This window comes from Lacinutrix venerupis (assembly GCF_003663945.1).
In the GTDB taxonomy this organism is placed as follows: Bacteria; Bacteroidota; Bacteroidia; order Flavobacteriales; family Flavobacteriaceae; genus Lacinutrix; species Lacinutrix venerupis.
In genome coordinates this window covers 559,379-573,796 of the sequence record NZ_RCCH01000001.1, presented here as the reverse complement: position 1 = coordinate 573,796, position 14,418 = coordinate 559,379, and the positions used below count along the sequence as shown (strand labels likewise).

Below are 14,418 nucleotides of genomic sequence, written 5' to 3'. Positions count from 1 at the left end.
AGATATTTATTAAAATTCATTTTAAAAAATCATTGTGATAAAATTAAAAGATTGTATCTTTGCATCGGCAAGTCCTACACAACCAGCTCCTGTTGAATCCTCCAGGTCGGGAACGAAGCAAAGGTAAATGGTCGTAGCGGTGTGATGTAGGTAGCTTGCCTTTTTTTGTGCCTTAAAGTCTCGTAATATTCTTCACTTTATTTATGTATTTTTGAGGCTTATAATTCAATACAAAATATGTCTAAAGTTATTTTAATTACAGGAGGTTCTTCAGGAATTGGAAAGTCTATAGGAGAATACTTAAAACAACACGGATTTATAGTTTATGGCACAAGCCGAAGTCCAGAAAAATATGTTAATCATCCTTTTAAGATTGTAGGTTTAGATGTAAAAGATGTATCGTCTATTAATAATGCAGTTGCAGAAGTTATTGCAAATGAAGGACAAATAGATGTGTTAATAAATAATGCAGGAGTTGGAATTACTGGTCCTATTGAAGAGATACCAGAGGCTGAAATTAAAAATAATTTTGATACAAATCTTTTTGGACCAATAAATGTTATAAAAGCAGTTTTGCCACAAATGCGAAAGCAAAATAGTGGACTGGTACTAAACATTACATCTATTGCTGGTTATATGGGATTACCATATCGAGGTATTTATAGTGCAAGTAAGGGAGCTTTAGAGCTTTTAACAGAAGCTTTTAGAATAGAATTAAAAGACTTTAATATATTTATGGCCAACATCGCGCCTGGTGATTTTGCTACTAATATAGCAGCAGGTCGTTACCATGCACCTTTAAAAAAAGACTCGCCTTATAAAAAATATGGTAGTGTTTTAAAAGATATAGATGATCATGTTGATAATAGTGGAGATCCTATTGCAGTTGCAAAAACAGTATTAAAAGTAATTAATACTAAAAAACCTAAAACACATTATAAGGTAGGAGATTTTATGCAAAAATTTTCTATTGTTTTAAAATTCTTATTGCCAGATAAAATTTACGAAAAGATGTTAATTAACCATTATAAGTTATAGAAGTTAATCAATTCTTTATTGTTAATATTATTTGATATCATTTTTTAACTGAAAATAAAGAGATTGCGTAACTTCGCAACATTCAATAAAACACAACTAAATATTTAATATGAAATTTTTTATAGACACAGCAAATCTTGCTCAAATTAAAGAAGCCGAAGATTTAGGAATCTTAGATGGTGTAACAACTAATCCATCTTTAATGGCAAAAGAAGGCATTACCGGAACCGATAATATTTTAAAGCACTATGTTGATATCTGTAACCTTGTTTCTGGAGATGTAAGTGCAGAAGTTATTGCTACAGATTTTGAAGGAATGGTAAGAGAAGGAGAGGCTTTAGCCGAACTTCATGAGCAAATTGTGGTAAAATTACCAATGATTAAAGACGGTGTAAAAGCTTGTAAATACTTTAGCGATAGAGGTATTAAAACTAATGTAACATTAGTATTTTCACCTGGTCAGGCTTTATTAGCAGCAAAAGCAGGAGCAACTTACGTGTCTCCATTTATTGGTCGTTTAGACGATATTTCTACAGATGGTTTAAACCTAATTGCAGAAATTAGACATATTTACGATAATTATGCTTTTGATACTCAAATTCTTGCTGCCTCTGTACGCCATACAATGCATGTAATTGATTGTGCTAAATTAGGTGCAGATGTAATGACGGGTCCTTTAAGCTCTATAGAAGGTTTACTTAAGCATCCACTTACAGATATTGGTTTGGCTAAGTTTCTAGAAGATTATAAAAAGGGTAACTAAAACAATAATACTCACCATAAAAAAAATCCTGAAAAATATTTTCAGGATTTTTTTTATTAAGTTATTAAGATGTTACTGGTTTAAAACACCTAGTAATTCCTGTTCGAAAACAATGCCAAACATATTAGCTTTTGCATTAACAATTTCTCCGTTTTTATTTAAAATAAAGACCTTTTGTATAGGCTTTACAGAAAGTGTTAATTTAGATTGTTTAGGAGATTTAAAACGATATTCATTATTAATTCTCACCTCATTACGTTTTAAAATTCTCACTTGCTCTTTATAAGAAATAGAGTCTACATTTATTGCAATAAAATTAAACTCTGGATATTTTACATTTAATTCTTTTACTCGCTTATGAGAATAAATTAAGTGGTTTTTGTTCTTTTTAGACCAAAAATAAACCACAGTTGGTTTCTTTATAAGCTCATTAAGATTAATTTCTTTGTCTTTATTATCTAATAAAGTTATTTGTGGTAACCTATTACCAGGTTTTAATCTTTTGTAAGAATTTATAAACTGCGTAGAAACTTTAATATCTTCTAAATTTGTGCTTTTGTTTTTAAAAGATTCTAAAATAGCATCGTAATGCTCTGTATTTTTAGAAAAAGTAATAAACTGCGAAATCACAAACTTTAAAAGGTTGTTTTTTATATCTTCATTACTAACGTATTTATCAATAAGTTCTAGTTTGTCTAAATTATAATGTAAATCTAACTTATTGTATTCGCTATCTTTAGAATGCGAAAAATGTTTTTGTAAAGCAATGTTATTAAAATGAAATCTTAAAAAAGAAACGTATGGACTGTAATCTTTTAAATCTTCATCATTATAGTCTATGTTTTCTCTGTAATCATAAAAATCGTCTGGGAGACTATTAAAGGCATCAAGTTCAGATATTTTATAATTAGCTAAGGGATATAGCTCTTTATGTGCATAATACTCATAATTAATACTTTTCTCTGCAATTTCATTAAAGAAAGGAGACGTATTATATTTAGCCTTTAATTTTTCAAGCTTTTTAAGTTTTAAATCTCTTGACTCTCTAAAAATACTATCAAATTCTTCAGCATCTTTTTGACCTAAACCTAAAATGTTTTCATCGTCTTTTTCATTTTTTAAATAAAGCTCCATTAAGAAATTATTCTCTCTAGCACCTTTACCTGTAAAAACTAAAGATTCGTCAAAATCTATAGTATTTAAACGTAGCAGTAAGTTATCGTTAGGTTCAACTAAAATATTTTGATATTCTCTGCCATCAAAAAAACCAAAAAAACCAGGTTCGAAATTAGATAATTTATAAGAAAATCTATTTTCACTATTTAAAAAAACGGTATCTAATGGCACATCAGCTTTTTTAAAAACAATATAATTACTATTAGGATTTACTATTTCACCTCCAATAAAAGCTTCATTAACACCAGTTTCATCCTTATCATCCTTACAGGAAAATAAAGAACATACTAATAGTAAAATAAGAGATAAAAAATTAAACTTCATAAATAGCGTGCGCAATAGTTAGATAAACAAAAATATGTTTTGTAAGCTTGTATAGGTGTTAATGCGTTGTTAAATTGAATTTAAAATAAGTTAAATACCTGTTTTATAGTAGTTTTATCTTACTTATATAACAGTCTATTTGCTTTTTAAAACCGAAGATATTATTTACTTTTGCAAAAAACTTATAAGTACTTTAACGCTATTTTATGTCAAGGAGTAAAAAGTGGCGTATTTTACAAGTTTTAGTTTAAAAATTTCTGAGATTAAAATATTATAAAAATAGATGTTATCAGTTTCAAATCTTTCGGTACAGTTTGGTAAACGTGTGCTTTTCGACGAAGTAAATACAACCTTTAATAATGGAAATTGTTATGGAATTATTGGTGCTAACGGTGCCGGGAAATCAACATTTTTAAAAATAATTTCTGGACAGCAAGAAGCTAATTCTGGTCATGTACATTTAGAACCAGGAAAACGAATGTCTGTGCTAACACAAGATCACAACAAGCACGATGCAGATACAGTTTTAGAAACAGTACTAAAAGGTAATAAACCATTATACGATTTAAAGTCTGAAATAGATGCGCTTTATGCAGACTATACAGATGAAAATGCCGAAAAAATAGGAGAGCTTCAAGTACAATTTGAAGAAATGAATGGTTGGAATGCAGATAGCGATGCAGCTGCAATGCTCTCTAATTTAGGTATAAACGAAGATTTACATTATACATTAATGGGAGATCTAGATGGTAAACAAAAAGTACGTGTTTTATTAGCACAAGCTTTATTTGGAAATCCAGATGTACTTATTATGGATGAGCCTACCAACGATTTGGATTACGAAACTATTTCTTGGTTAGAAAATTTCTTAGCAAATTACGATAACTGTGTAATTGTTGTTTCTCACGATAGACACTTTTTAGATGCTGTTTGTACACATATTAGTGATATAGATTTTGGTAAAATAACTCACTTCTCTGGAAACTATACGTTTTGGTACGAGTCTTCTCAATTAGCAGCAAGACAACATGCACAACAAAATAAGAAAGCTGAAGAAAAGAAAAAGGAATTAGAAGAATTTATTCGTCGTTTCTCTGCAAACGTAGCAAAAAGTAAACAAGCTACAAGTAGAAAGAAAATGATAGATAAATTAAACATAGAAGATATAAGACGTACAAGTCGTAGATATCCAGCTATTATTTTTGAAAGAGATAGAGAAGCAGGAGACCAAATATTAAATGTAGAAGGTTTAACATCTACATTAGATGGAGAGGTTTTATTTAAAGATATAGATTTAAACCTTAATAAAGGAGATAAAGTAGTATTGTTTTCTAGAGATTCTAGAGCAACAACTGCTTTCTATCAAATTTTAAATAACAAATTAGAAGCCGATTCTGGAAAGTTTGCTTGGGGAGTTACAACAACACAATCTTACTTACCTTTAGATAATAGTGAGTTTTTTAATAACGACTTAACTTTAATAGATTGGTTACGCCAATGGGCTCAAACAGAAGAAGAAAGAGAAGAAGTGAACATTCGTGGTTTCTTAGGTAAAATGATTTTTAGTGGAGAAGAAGCGTTTAAAAAATCGTCTGTATTATCTGGAGGAGAAAAAGTACGTTGTATGTTATCTAGAATGATGATGACTAGAGCAAACGTTTTACAACTAGATGAACCAACAAACCATTTAGATTTAGAAAGTATTACTGCATTTAATAACTCTTTAAAGAATTTTAAAGGTACAGTACTTTTTACAACTCACGATCACGAGTTTGCACAAACTGTTGGTAATAGAGTAGTAGAGCTAACTCCAAATGGAGTTATAGATAAGTATACTACTTTTGATGAGTATATGCAGGATAAAAAAATAAAAGAATTAAGAGATAAAATGTATAATGTAACTGTATAATACAGTGTATATTCTATTTTAGTTCTCAATAAAAAAACCTCAAAAACATTAGTTTTTGAGGTTTTTTATTTTGTAATCTATTTAATAATAGATAGTTATTGTAAATTAGTTAGTTTCCATTTCGCTAATAACAGTTTCTACTATACCGCTAGCGGTTTCTAATTCGCTTTCGTGTACATATATTTCTGGTTGTCCTGTTAGCGAAGAGCCAAATCCTGCTAATCTTCCAGACTCCGTTTCGTCTTTAATAACAGGATTAATTCCTGCATCTTCTAAACGTTGTTTAATTACTTGAATAATTATAGTTCCACCTGTATAAATTTTTATGTATTCTGAATCTGCCATAAGTTTCTGTTTTATAAGTTATACTTAAATATACAAAATATTACTGTTTAATTTATAACAAATTATAGAGTTTAAGTTTATTTTAAGACGTCTGTAAATCTATAAATTTCGTATATTATATTGAATATTAAAGTTTTAGGTATGACTGTTATTGTTTGTAGATTAAAAAAGTGGTTACTAATAACGCTTCTGTGTTATTGTTTTAATGCTTATTCGCAAACAAAAGTCTTAAACCTAGCAGAAAGAAATGACAATGTTTTGGTTTCTCAATCAAATATTATTTCATTTTTATCCACTTCAAAAGAACACTCAGTATTATTAAATTTATTAAAAACTTCTAAACTCGATAGTTTGTTTGTAACAAAGCAAAATTATACGTTTTTTGCTCCTACCAATGCAGCTTTTGAGAAGCTTCCTAAAACTGTAATGAAAGAGTTAGTATTACCAGAGCATATAGATAAACTTAAAAGTATTTTAAATTATCATGTATTAGCTAATAGTGTGAATTCAGATTTAATAAAAGGTACTATTAAAACAAAAGGAAAAGCAATATTTAAGACTCTTAATGGTAAAAATATGACCGTTTATTTTAAAGATGGAGTTTATATTATTAAAGATGTAAAAGGTAATAAGGCATTGGTTGAAACACTAGATAAGCAGGAAGGTAATAGTGTAATACATATTTTAGATACCGTTTTATTACCAGACTAAGTACTGTTTAAAATGTACCTATAATTCCTATTTGGTTTCCAGTAAAGCTAATATTCCAAGCAATATTTTTTTTCTTTACATTGTCGTATTTATACTCATTAGAGTTAAATAAAAATTTATCTACACTATCTACTACAGCTATACTTAGAGCAGTACCTAAAACAACATCTGTAAGCCAGTGTGCACCTACAAATAATCTAGAAATTGGAGCAACAGCTCCTAAGGTATAAACACCAACTTTAGACCAAGTGTTATTAAATTGTTTGGCTATAGAATGTGCCATTGTTACAGATAAAACGGTGTGTCCGGATGGAAAAGAGTGTAATTCGGCTTCATTAGACCATAAACGAAATTCATTACTTTTAAGTCCACTATTTGGCCTTGCTCTACCAAATACTGTTTTTCCTAAACTTTGTATAACACCAGAAGTAAAAGAAGAAGAGATTATTAAAACACTAGTTTTTCTTAATTTTTCATTTTTTGTAAACAAGCCATAGCCATATAATCCTGCATTTGCTATAAAATAAACTTGTGGGCTTCCAAATCGAGTACCAACTTCTTGAAAAAGTTTAGGCGGTTTTTGTCTAACAAAATAATCACTAGTTTCGTCATCTACCGTTGCTAATGCTAACGAGCCAGCAACAACAGCACCTAGCGTAGTAAAATCTTTTTTATTCCAACTTAAAGGTCTTAAAAACGAATGTTTAACACCTAATGCAGCGTTTTTACCATCTTTTAAAAACAATTGACCTATAGAGGTAGTATCTTTGCTAATGTCTGTAGAATGTTCTTGAGCATTTAATTGCATTGTAAGTAATACAATAAAAACATAAATTATCTTTTTAAGATACATTTTCATAAAGGCATTATATTATCTTAATTCTGCACCAAGTTTATTTTCAAAATTACTTTGAAGCTTATTCATTATCTTATCAACCACTTTGTCGGTAAGTGTTTTGCGCTCATCTTGAAACATAAAACTTACGGCGTAACTTTTTTTACCGCTTGGTAAGTTTTTACCTTGATAAACATCAAATAAATTTACATTTTTAAGCAATTGTTTTTCGGTTTGTTTTGCTATGGTATAGATATCATCAAAAGTAACTTTATCATCTAATAATAATGCGAAATCACGTCTTACTTCTGGATATTTAGGGATGTCTGTAAATTTAATTTTATTACGTTTTGCTACTTCAATAATATTATCCCAATTAAAATCTGCAAACAATACGTCTTGACTAATATCAAAATGTTTTAAAGTTTTGCTTTTAACTATTCCAAAATCTACTAATGCCATTTTGCCTTGGCTATATTGAACACCTTCTATAAAAGCATCATTTTTAGAAGAAGTAGTTTTGTATCTAGAAATGCCTAAACGTTCTAAAGCAGTTTCTATAGTTCCTTTTAAATAGAAAAAATCTCCTTTTTGTTGTTTAGAAACCCAGCTTTCTTGTGTTTTATTTCCAGTAACAAAAAGAGTTAAATGTTTATATTCTTCACGAGTACCGTTGTAATCGTGATATGTTTTTCCAAATTCAAAAAGCTTTAAATCACTACGTCTTCTATTAATATTGTAAGATACAGCTTCTAGACCAGAAAATAATAAAGACTGTCTCATAACAGACAAGTCATTACTTAAAGGATTTAAAATTGTAACATTATGCTCTTCTTTTAATTGCTCACTAAGTGTAATGTAGCTTGGTGTTGTTAATGAATTAGCCATAATCTCATAAAAGCCTTGAGAAGCTAATTGATTACCAATTACATTTTGTAGTTTGTGATCTTCAAATTTCGACGAATTTGAAATTGATGCATTAAGTTTAGTTGTTGTATGGATATTGTTATATCCATACACACGAAGTATTTCTTCTATAACATCTGCTTCACGTTGTACATCGTTTCTATATGCTGGAATGGTAAGACCTAAACCGGTTTCTGTAACATTATTTACTTTTATTTCTAAAGACCATAAAATACTTTTTATTGTTTCTTTAGGTATTTCTTGACCAATTAGTTTTGTTACTTTATCGAAAGAAAGGTGTACTTGAAAATCTTCAATTTTATTAGAGTAAAAGTCTGATATATCACTTGTTATTTCTCCACCAGCAACTTCTTTAATTAAAAGAGCTGCACGTTTTAATGCATACTCGGTAATGTTTGGATCGATACCACGTTCAAACCTAAAAGAGGCATCTGTATTTAGTGCATGGCGTTTTGCGGTTTTTCTAACACTTACAGGATTAAAATAAGCACTTTCTAAGAAAATATTTCTTGTGTTTTGAGTTACACCAGAATCTATTCCTCCAAAAACTCCAGCAATACATAAAGGTTTTTCACTATCACAAATCATTAAATCGTCTTCATGTAATTCACGCTCAACACCATCTAAAGTAGTAAATTTTGTACCTTTCTCTACTGTTTTAACTTCAATTTTATTATCAGAAATTTTATCTGCATCAAAAGCATGAAGTGGTTGTCCTAATTCATGTAAAACATAATTTGTTGCATCTACAATATTATTAATTGGAGATAAACCAATGGCTTTTAATCTATTTTGTATCCAAGCAGGCGAGTCTCCAACTTTTACACCAGAGATGGTAACACCACAATAGCGTGGTGCCAATTCGTTATTAGCAACTTCTATATCTATTTTAAGAGAGCGGCTATCTACATGAAAAGCACTTACAGAAGGTGTTATTAATTCTAAATTAATGTCTTTATGTAATAAGCCGGCTTTTAAATCTCGAGCAGTACCAAAATGGCTCATAGCGTCGGCTCTGTTTGGAGTTAGTCCAATTTCAAAAACCTCATCATTTTCGATATTAAATAGTTCTGCACAAGGTGTGCCAACTACAGTATCTTCGGCTAAAACCATAATGCCATCGTGAGATTTTCCTAAACCTAGTTCGTCTTCGGCACAAATCATTCCAAAGCTTTCTTCTCCTCTTATTTTACCTTTTTTAATGGTCCATGCTTCACCATCTTCGGTATATAAAGTGGTACCAATTGTAGCTACTGGTACTTTTTGTCCGGCAGCAACATTTGGCGCGCCACAAACAATTTGTACAGGTGTTTCTGCACCAATATTTACGGTAGTAACTTTAAGTTTGTCTGCATTACTATGCTGCTCGCAAGTTAAAACCTCTCCCACAACAACGCCTTGTAATCCGCCTTTTACACTTTGGTATGCGGTTAAACCTTCTACTTCCAAACCTAAGTCTGTAAGTAATTCGCTAGTTTGTTCTGCTGGCCAATCTGTTTTTATAAATTGTTTAATCCAGTTATAAGAAATCTTCATGTAGTAAACTTTAAGAGCGCAAATATAAGAATAGTTACGGCTTTTTTAAATCATAGAATCCCTTTTTTATTGTAATATTAAATTATAATAAAATGTTAAAAGCCGTCTTTAAAAAGTCTAAAAATATTTTGTACACGTAACTAAAGCATAATATTAATTATTGATCCACTTTAATACCACCAACAAAATGAAACATTTAAAAATTACATTGTTTTTTGCAGTTGCTTTGTTTTTTGCAGGAACACAATTTGCATTAGCTCAAGTAGAGGATGATGCAGAGAAAAAAGTTGAAAAGAAAGTAGAGGTCGAAAAAGAAAAAGTTGAAGTTAAAACTCTTGATACTAAAGACGATACTACTGTTAAAAGTAGAAAGGTTGAAGAAAAGAAAATAGAATTAAGACGTTTAGACGGTGAAGGTGTAAAAGAAGATGATTTAGAGCTTGACGAAGACGAAGACGATGATGACAAATAATAAATTTATAGATTAAACTTCCCTCATGTTTAATTTATGAGAAGGCATTACGCGAGTAATGTCTTTTTTTTGTGAGTAATTTATTGTTATTTCGACTATTATTTAAAAATTATATTTTATGAAGTTATTTTTTCCTTTCCTGTTAATTTTTCTAATGTTTAATTGTCAAGAAAAGTCTACTCAAGAGTTTTTAAGCTTTGGAGACTATAGAGCAGAAATTAAAATTAATGAAACAGATGTAATACCATTTACATTTAAAGTAAAAGATGCTAATAATCTTACTGTTTTTAATGCTGAAGAAGAAATAGAAGTAGATGAAATAAAATACCGTAACGATTCTGTGTTTATAAAAATGCCAGTTTTTGAAGCGCTTTTAGCGGCGAAAATTAAAGATGAAACTTTAAGCGGAAATTTTATAGTAGAAGGTAAAAATAGAGTAGTGCCTTTTACAGCAAAAAAAAGCAAATCAAGGTTTGATGTCTCTACAGAAGCTAAAGCTAATATCTCTGGAAATTGGGAAACTGTATTTAGTCCAGACGTAGAAGGTGAGCGCTACATTGCTAAAGGTATTTTTAAACAAGAAGGAAACAAGGTTACAGGTACTTTTAGAACCGAAACTGGAGATTACCGTTTTCTTGAAGGAGTAATTTCTGGAGATAATTTAAAGCTATCTACTTTTGATGGTGCCCATGCTTTTTTGTTTACGGGCAAAGTAACAGATTCTACTATTAACGGTACATTTTTCTCTGGAAACCACTGGAAAGAACCTTTTACAGCCAAACGAAATGAAAATTATGAGCTACCAGATGCTAATAATTTAACCTATTTAAATAAAGGTTACAATAGCTTAGCTTTTACTTTTCCAGATGCAAATGGTAATATGGTGTCTTTAAGCGATGAACGTTTTAAAAACAAAGTAGTATTGGTACAAATTATGGGAACTTGGTGTCCTAATTGTTTAGATGAAAGTAAGTATTATGCAGAGTTTTATAAGCAAAACAAAGACAAAGATTTAGAGATTGTAGCCTTAGCCTTTGAATATGCCAAAACCGAAGACAAAGCCTTTGCAAATATTAAGCGTTTGCAAGATAGAATTGGTATTACATATCCAATTTTATTGGCGCAAACAGGAACTACAAATAAGCAAAAAGCTCAAGAAAAACTACCAATGCTTAATCATGTATTAAGCTATCCAACAACAGTGTTTGTAGATAAGCAAGGTAAAGTGCGTAAAATACATACAGGATTTAATGGTCCTGCAACTGGCGAAAAATTTACAGCTTTTAAAACCGAATTTAATACTTTTGTTGAAGAGTTGGTGGCAGAGTAAATACTTTGTTATAAGTGTACTTTTGCACAACTAAAGCTATGGTATAATTGCTATTAGGTTTTTAGTTAAGCTTTTCTAATCGTTCAACAACGCCATTAGCCCAATCTTTAATTCTGGGTCCAAAACATTCTAAAATAGCATCTACACCAACTACGCTACCTTTGGCAAGCCTACCTAAAACTGCTAAATTTAGTGTCTGTCTTTTATTATTAGAGTTAACTAATCCATTGGGTTGGGTATCAACGCCAAGTTTACTGTGTATTGGTTGAATTAAATTATCGCTCAATAAATTAGTAACAATAGGAGCGATTACTTTCTCAATTTTTGGGCTGTCTAAAACCGCATTAATCATAGTATCTACCGTAATTTCTTGATTGTGTTTTTGTAGTTGCCAACCATTTTCTTTTAAAGTAATGTCTGGATCGTTTACAAAGTTTAAATCTAGTGTGCCTTGATAGGTTAATGCAAGTAATTGCTGTAAACTTTCTATTGGCGGACCAAAAGCATAACGTTTCATACGCTCGTCTAGAGCAATAACTTGGTTTATAACACTATCTTTTAGTTTAGAGTGAGACATCATAGCGTATAAAGTAGGTTCGCAATGACGCCACACTTGACCTAAGCAATAGTCTAAACTAATAGGTTTTGTAGCAGTTGCCATATCTACATAGGCTTGAATTATAGCCTCTGGTGCATTATCGTGAGATAGTACTAAATCGTGAGTAAAACTATTGTCTTGTAAATAAGCTTCGGTTATTACTTTTAATTCTTTTTCTGTAAAATTATGTTGGTACGCGTGGTTTCCTAATTTTATGTATTGATGTGCAACTACTGTGGCTATAGCTTCAATTAAAAAAGTGTTACCATTACTATAATTTTTATTATCTCTAATTTGAAGTAATTCAGACTTAAAACTTAATATTTTGGCATCGCTTGGTGTAAATAATGCATCAATTTTAGAGTTTAAAGGTTTGCTTGCCATTGGTAAACCATCTAAAGAAAAGGGAACAAGCTTTAAGCTGCTTTCTCTTGGATGATATTTCATTTTATTGGTTTCTTTATCTACTACTTCAAAATTACCTCCATTTGCTTTAACAATAGCTCTAGCAACATCTATAGTGGCTAAACCAAAACCTCTTAACCCAACTGTATGTGCTTCGGTTTTATAATTTACCGATAATAAGTGCTTTATTGGGTATGGGTTTAAAAATAAATTTACTGCGTTATTTTTTTTAGCATATTTTAACCAGTCTTTAAGCTGTTGCGAACATTCGGTTTCTTGATGGCCAATAGTTAAAACAACGTCGTCTGCATTATATGTTTTGCCACTTTTTACAGTAATTGTAAAACACGGATTGTTGTTTTCAACTTCTATAACTTCGGCATTAAAAACAGATAATATATTGTACTCTTCTAGTGTTTTTGCAACAGTGTTGTAACGTGCTTTTAAATACTTACCAATTTCAGAACGTTTTGGGAATACTTCGTGCTTGTTGTTTATAATTTCACCTTTACTTTTTCCTGTCCATTCCTGGTACGATTTAAAACCTTCAACTTTAAAATTTTCGAATTCTAAAGTCGGTCTTTTTGCAATGGTTAAGGCGCGTTCCGAAATGTTTAGCCAATTAGTATCTGGCTGGTCTAGGTTGTAAATAGAACCACAACCTAATTGAGAAGATTTTTCGAAAATTATAATTTTAGGTAGTGTTTTTGTTTCAGCTTTTGCTAAAGCAATCAATACATTTTCTAATGCAGAAAGACCTCTTGGTCCGCATCCAATTATAGCAATGGTTTTTATAGGTTGGTTCATTTAATTGTTTTGTAATTTTAAAACGGAAAGGATTATTGTAAACTGATGCTTTCTATAAGTAATTTAAAATGTTCTTCCTTTTTATTGCCTATTAAAAATACAAGTTCTTCTATTGAAGCTTTATCAAAATTAGGAATGTCTAAAGTTCTGCCTCTAAAAGCAGGATACATTGTGTTTAAATCGATGCTTATGGTTTGCCATTCGCCATTAGTAGTAAACGGTTTTATATAGGAATGTCTATCTTCAGCATTGGCTTTAATTCTAAATTGATAGGTTTTACCATCACCTTTCAATTTTATAGTGATTTTAGAGGCTTCTGAAACATTTAAGGTTGCCATAGAATAACGCACAGATGAAAAGCCGCCGTTGTTTTCTAAAGATATTTTGCCACTAAATACGCCATATCCATCATTATTAACTGAAAATGTTCCGTTAGATTTTCCGCCCATAACAACATCGTCCATAATGCGCCAATTAGAAATATTTGCGGATTTAGAAAATGTAAAAATAGGAGTAGACATGGTAATTGTAAATATGGTTAAAATTATAGCTAGTAATTTCATAGCGCGTTTTTACCAAATTTACAATTTTGAAGCGCGTAACGCTCTCAATAAAAAGTTAAAAGGTTGTTGAAGTAAAAAAAAGCTTAACCGTGAATGGTTTCGCTTTTACCGTAGCTTTTAATTAATTCGCCTTCGAATGCTACAAGCTCTTTCCAGCGTTTATCTACATCAATGCCTTTGCCATATTTTCTTGCAAAGGTTATAAATGTAGTGTAATGTCCAGCTTCGCTAATCATTAAATCGTGGTAAAATTTAGACAGTTCTTTGTCTTTTATACGTTTCGATAAAAGTTTAAAACGTTCGCAACTACGTGCTTCTATCATTGCAGAAAATAATAAGCGATCGACAAAGCTTTGTTGTCTGCTTCCGCCTTTATTCATAAACTTATACAATTGGTTTACGTAATGGTCTTTACGCTCACGACCTAAAGTGTAGCCGCGTTTTTTAATAATATCGTGAACCATCTGGAAATGCTCCAATTCTTCTTGAGCTAATTTTATAAGCTCTGTTACCAACTCTTCATGTTCACTATTGTTGGTGATTATTGTTATAGCGTTTGTAGCCGCTTTTTGTTCGCACCAAGCATGATCGGTTAAAATTTCTTCAATATTACTTTCTACAATGGTTACCCAACGTGGATCGGTTTCTAGTTTTAAGTGAAGCATGCTCATAATGTACT

At 30.7% G+C, this 14,418-nt stretch carries 13 protein-coding genes and 1 other RNA gene; 7 read left to right on the top strand and 7 right to left on the bottom strand.

Annotation, left to right across the window (positions count from 1 at the left end):
• Nucleotides 1-65 precede the first annotated feature (65 nt).
• The 3 genes from ffs to fsa all read left to right on the top strand — a co-directional run bounded on the left by ffs (nt 66) and on the right by fsa (nt 1,801).
• An RNA gene (gene ffs, locus CLV86_RS02700) (signal recognition particle sRNA small type) lies at nt 66-164 on the top strand.
• Between the two features lie 73 nt (nt 165-237).
• Complete coding sequence (locus tag CLV86_RS02695) at nt 238-1,038, top strand: SDR family oxidoreductase (protein WP_121049369.1); 801 nt, start codon at nt 238-240, stop codon at nt 1,036-1,038.
• 109 nt (nt 1,039-1,147) lie between these two features.
• The gene (gene fsa, locus CLV86_RS02690; protein WP_076732886.1) at nt 1,148-1,801 is read left to right on the top strand and encodes a fructose-6-phosphate aldolase; all 654 of its coding nucleotides are present in this window, start codon (nt 1,148-1,150) and stop codon (nt 1,799-1,801) included.
• 72 nt (nt 1,802-1,873) lie between these two features.
• Here fsa and CLV86_RS02685 read toward each other — a convergent pair whose 3' ends face one another.
• Nucleotides 1,874-3,301: a TlpA family protein disulfide reductase gene (locus CLV86_RS02685; protein WP_121049366.1), complete on the bottom strand. Its 1,428-nt coding sequence runs from the start codon at nt 3,299-3,301 to the stop codon at nt 1,874-1,876.
• A gap of 283 nt (nt 3,302-3,584) precedes the next feature.
• Between CLV86_RS02685 and CLV86_RS02680 the strand changes: the two genes are divergently transcribed.
• Nucleotides 3,585-5,210, top strand: a complete 1,626-nt coding sequence (locus tag CLV86_RS02680) for an ABC-F family ATP-binding cassette domain-containing protein (RefSeq protein WP_121049363.1) — start codon at nt 3,585-3,587, stop codon at nt 5,208-5,210.
• A 105-nt stretch (nt 5,211-5,315) separates the two neighbouring features.
• On the opposite strand, the gene CLV86_RS02675 is transcribed toward CLV86_RS02680, so the two are convergent.
• On the bottom strand, nt 5,316-5,555 hold the full coding sequence (locus CLV86_RS02675; RefSeq protein WP_076732891.1) for a putative signal transducing protein: 240 nt from the start codon (nt 5,553-5,555) through the stop codon (nt 5,316-5,318).
• A 141-nt stretch (nt 5,556-5,696) separates the two neighbouring features.
• On the opposite strand from CLV86_RS02675, the gene CLV86_RS02670 reads away from it, so the two are divergent.
• On the top strand, nt 5,697-6,266 hold the full coding sequence (locus CLV86_RS02670; protein WP_121049360.1) for a fasciclin domain-containing protein: 570 nt from the start codon (nt 5,697-5,699) through the stop codon (nt 6,264-6,266).
• A gap of 7 nt (nt 6,267-6,273) precedes the next feature.
• Here CLV86_RS02670 and CLV86_RS02665 read toward each other — a convergent pair whose 3' ends face one another.
• Together CLV86_RS02665 and pheT are read right to left on the bottom strand one after the other, a co-directional pair.
• Nucleotides 6,274-7,125, bottom strand: coding sequence for a phosphatase PAP2 family protein (locus tag CLV86_RS02665; RefSeq protein ID WP_121049357.1), 852 nt, complete (start codon nt 7,123-7,125; stop codon nt 6,274-6,276).
• Between the two features lie 12 nt (nt 7,126-7,137).
• Nucleotides 7,138-9,564 (bottom strand): phenylalanine--tRNA ligase subunit beta, encoded by a 2,427-nt coding sequence (gene pheT / locus CLV86_RS02660; protein ID WP_121049353.1) that lies wholly within the window; start codon nt 9,562-9,564, stop codon nt 7,138-7,140.
• 187 nt (nt 9,565-9,751) lie between these two features.
• On the opposite strand from pheT, the gene CLV86_RS02655 reads away from it, so the two are divergent.
• Together CLV86_RS02655 and CLV86_RS02650 are read left to right on the top strand one after the other, a co-directional pair.
• Nucleotides 9,752-10,036, top strand: a complete 285-nt coding sequence (locus CLV86_RS02655; RefSeq protein ID WP_121049350.1) for a hypothetical protein — start codon at nt 9,752-9,754, stop codon at nt 10,034-10,036.
• Nucleotides 10,037-10,190: 154 nt separating this feature from the next.
• The gene (locus CLV86_RS02650) at nt 10,191-11,366 is read left to right on the top strand and encodes a TlpA disulfide reductase family protein (RefSeq protein WP_249037437.1); all 1,176 of its coding nucleotides are present in this window, start codon (nt 10,191-10,193) and stop codon (nt 11,364-11,366) included.
• A gap of 61 nt (nt 11,367-11,427) precedes the next feature.
• Here the strand turns inward: CLV86_RS02650 and CLV86_RS02645 are convergent, their stop codons facing one another.
• The 3 genes from CLV86_RS02645 to CLV86_RS02635 form a co-directional block, all read right to left on the bottom strand.
• Entirely contained in the window at nt 11,428-13,176 is a 1,749-nt protein-coding gene (locus CLV86_RS02645; RefSeq protein WP_121049344.1) for an FAD/NAD(P)-binding protein, read from the bottom strand.
• Nucleotides 13,177-13,208: 32 nt separating this feature from the next.
• Nucleotides 13,209-13,739: a CIA30 family protein gene (locus tag CLV86_RS02640; protein WP_121049341.1), complete on the bottom strand. Its 531-nt coding sequence runs from the start codon at nt 13,737-13,739 to the stop codon at nt 13,209-13,211.
• A gap of 83 nt (nt 13,740-13,822) precedes the next feature.
• On the bottom strand, nt 13,823-14,404 hold the full coding sequence (locus CLV86_RS02635; protein ID WP_041302059.1) for a MiaE family protein: 582 nt from the start codon (nt 14,402-14,404) through the stop codon (nt 13,823-13,825).
• Between the last annotated feature and the right edge of the window lie 14 nt (nt 14,405-14,418).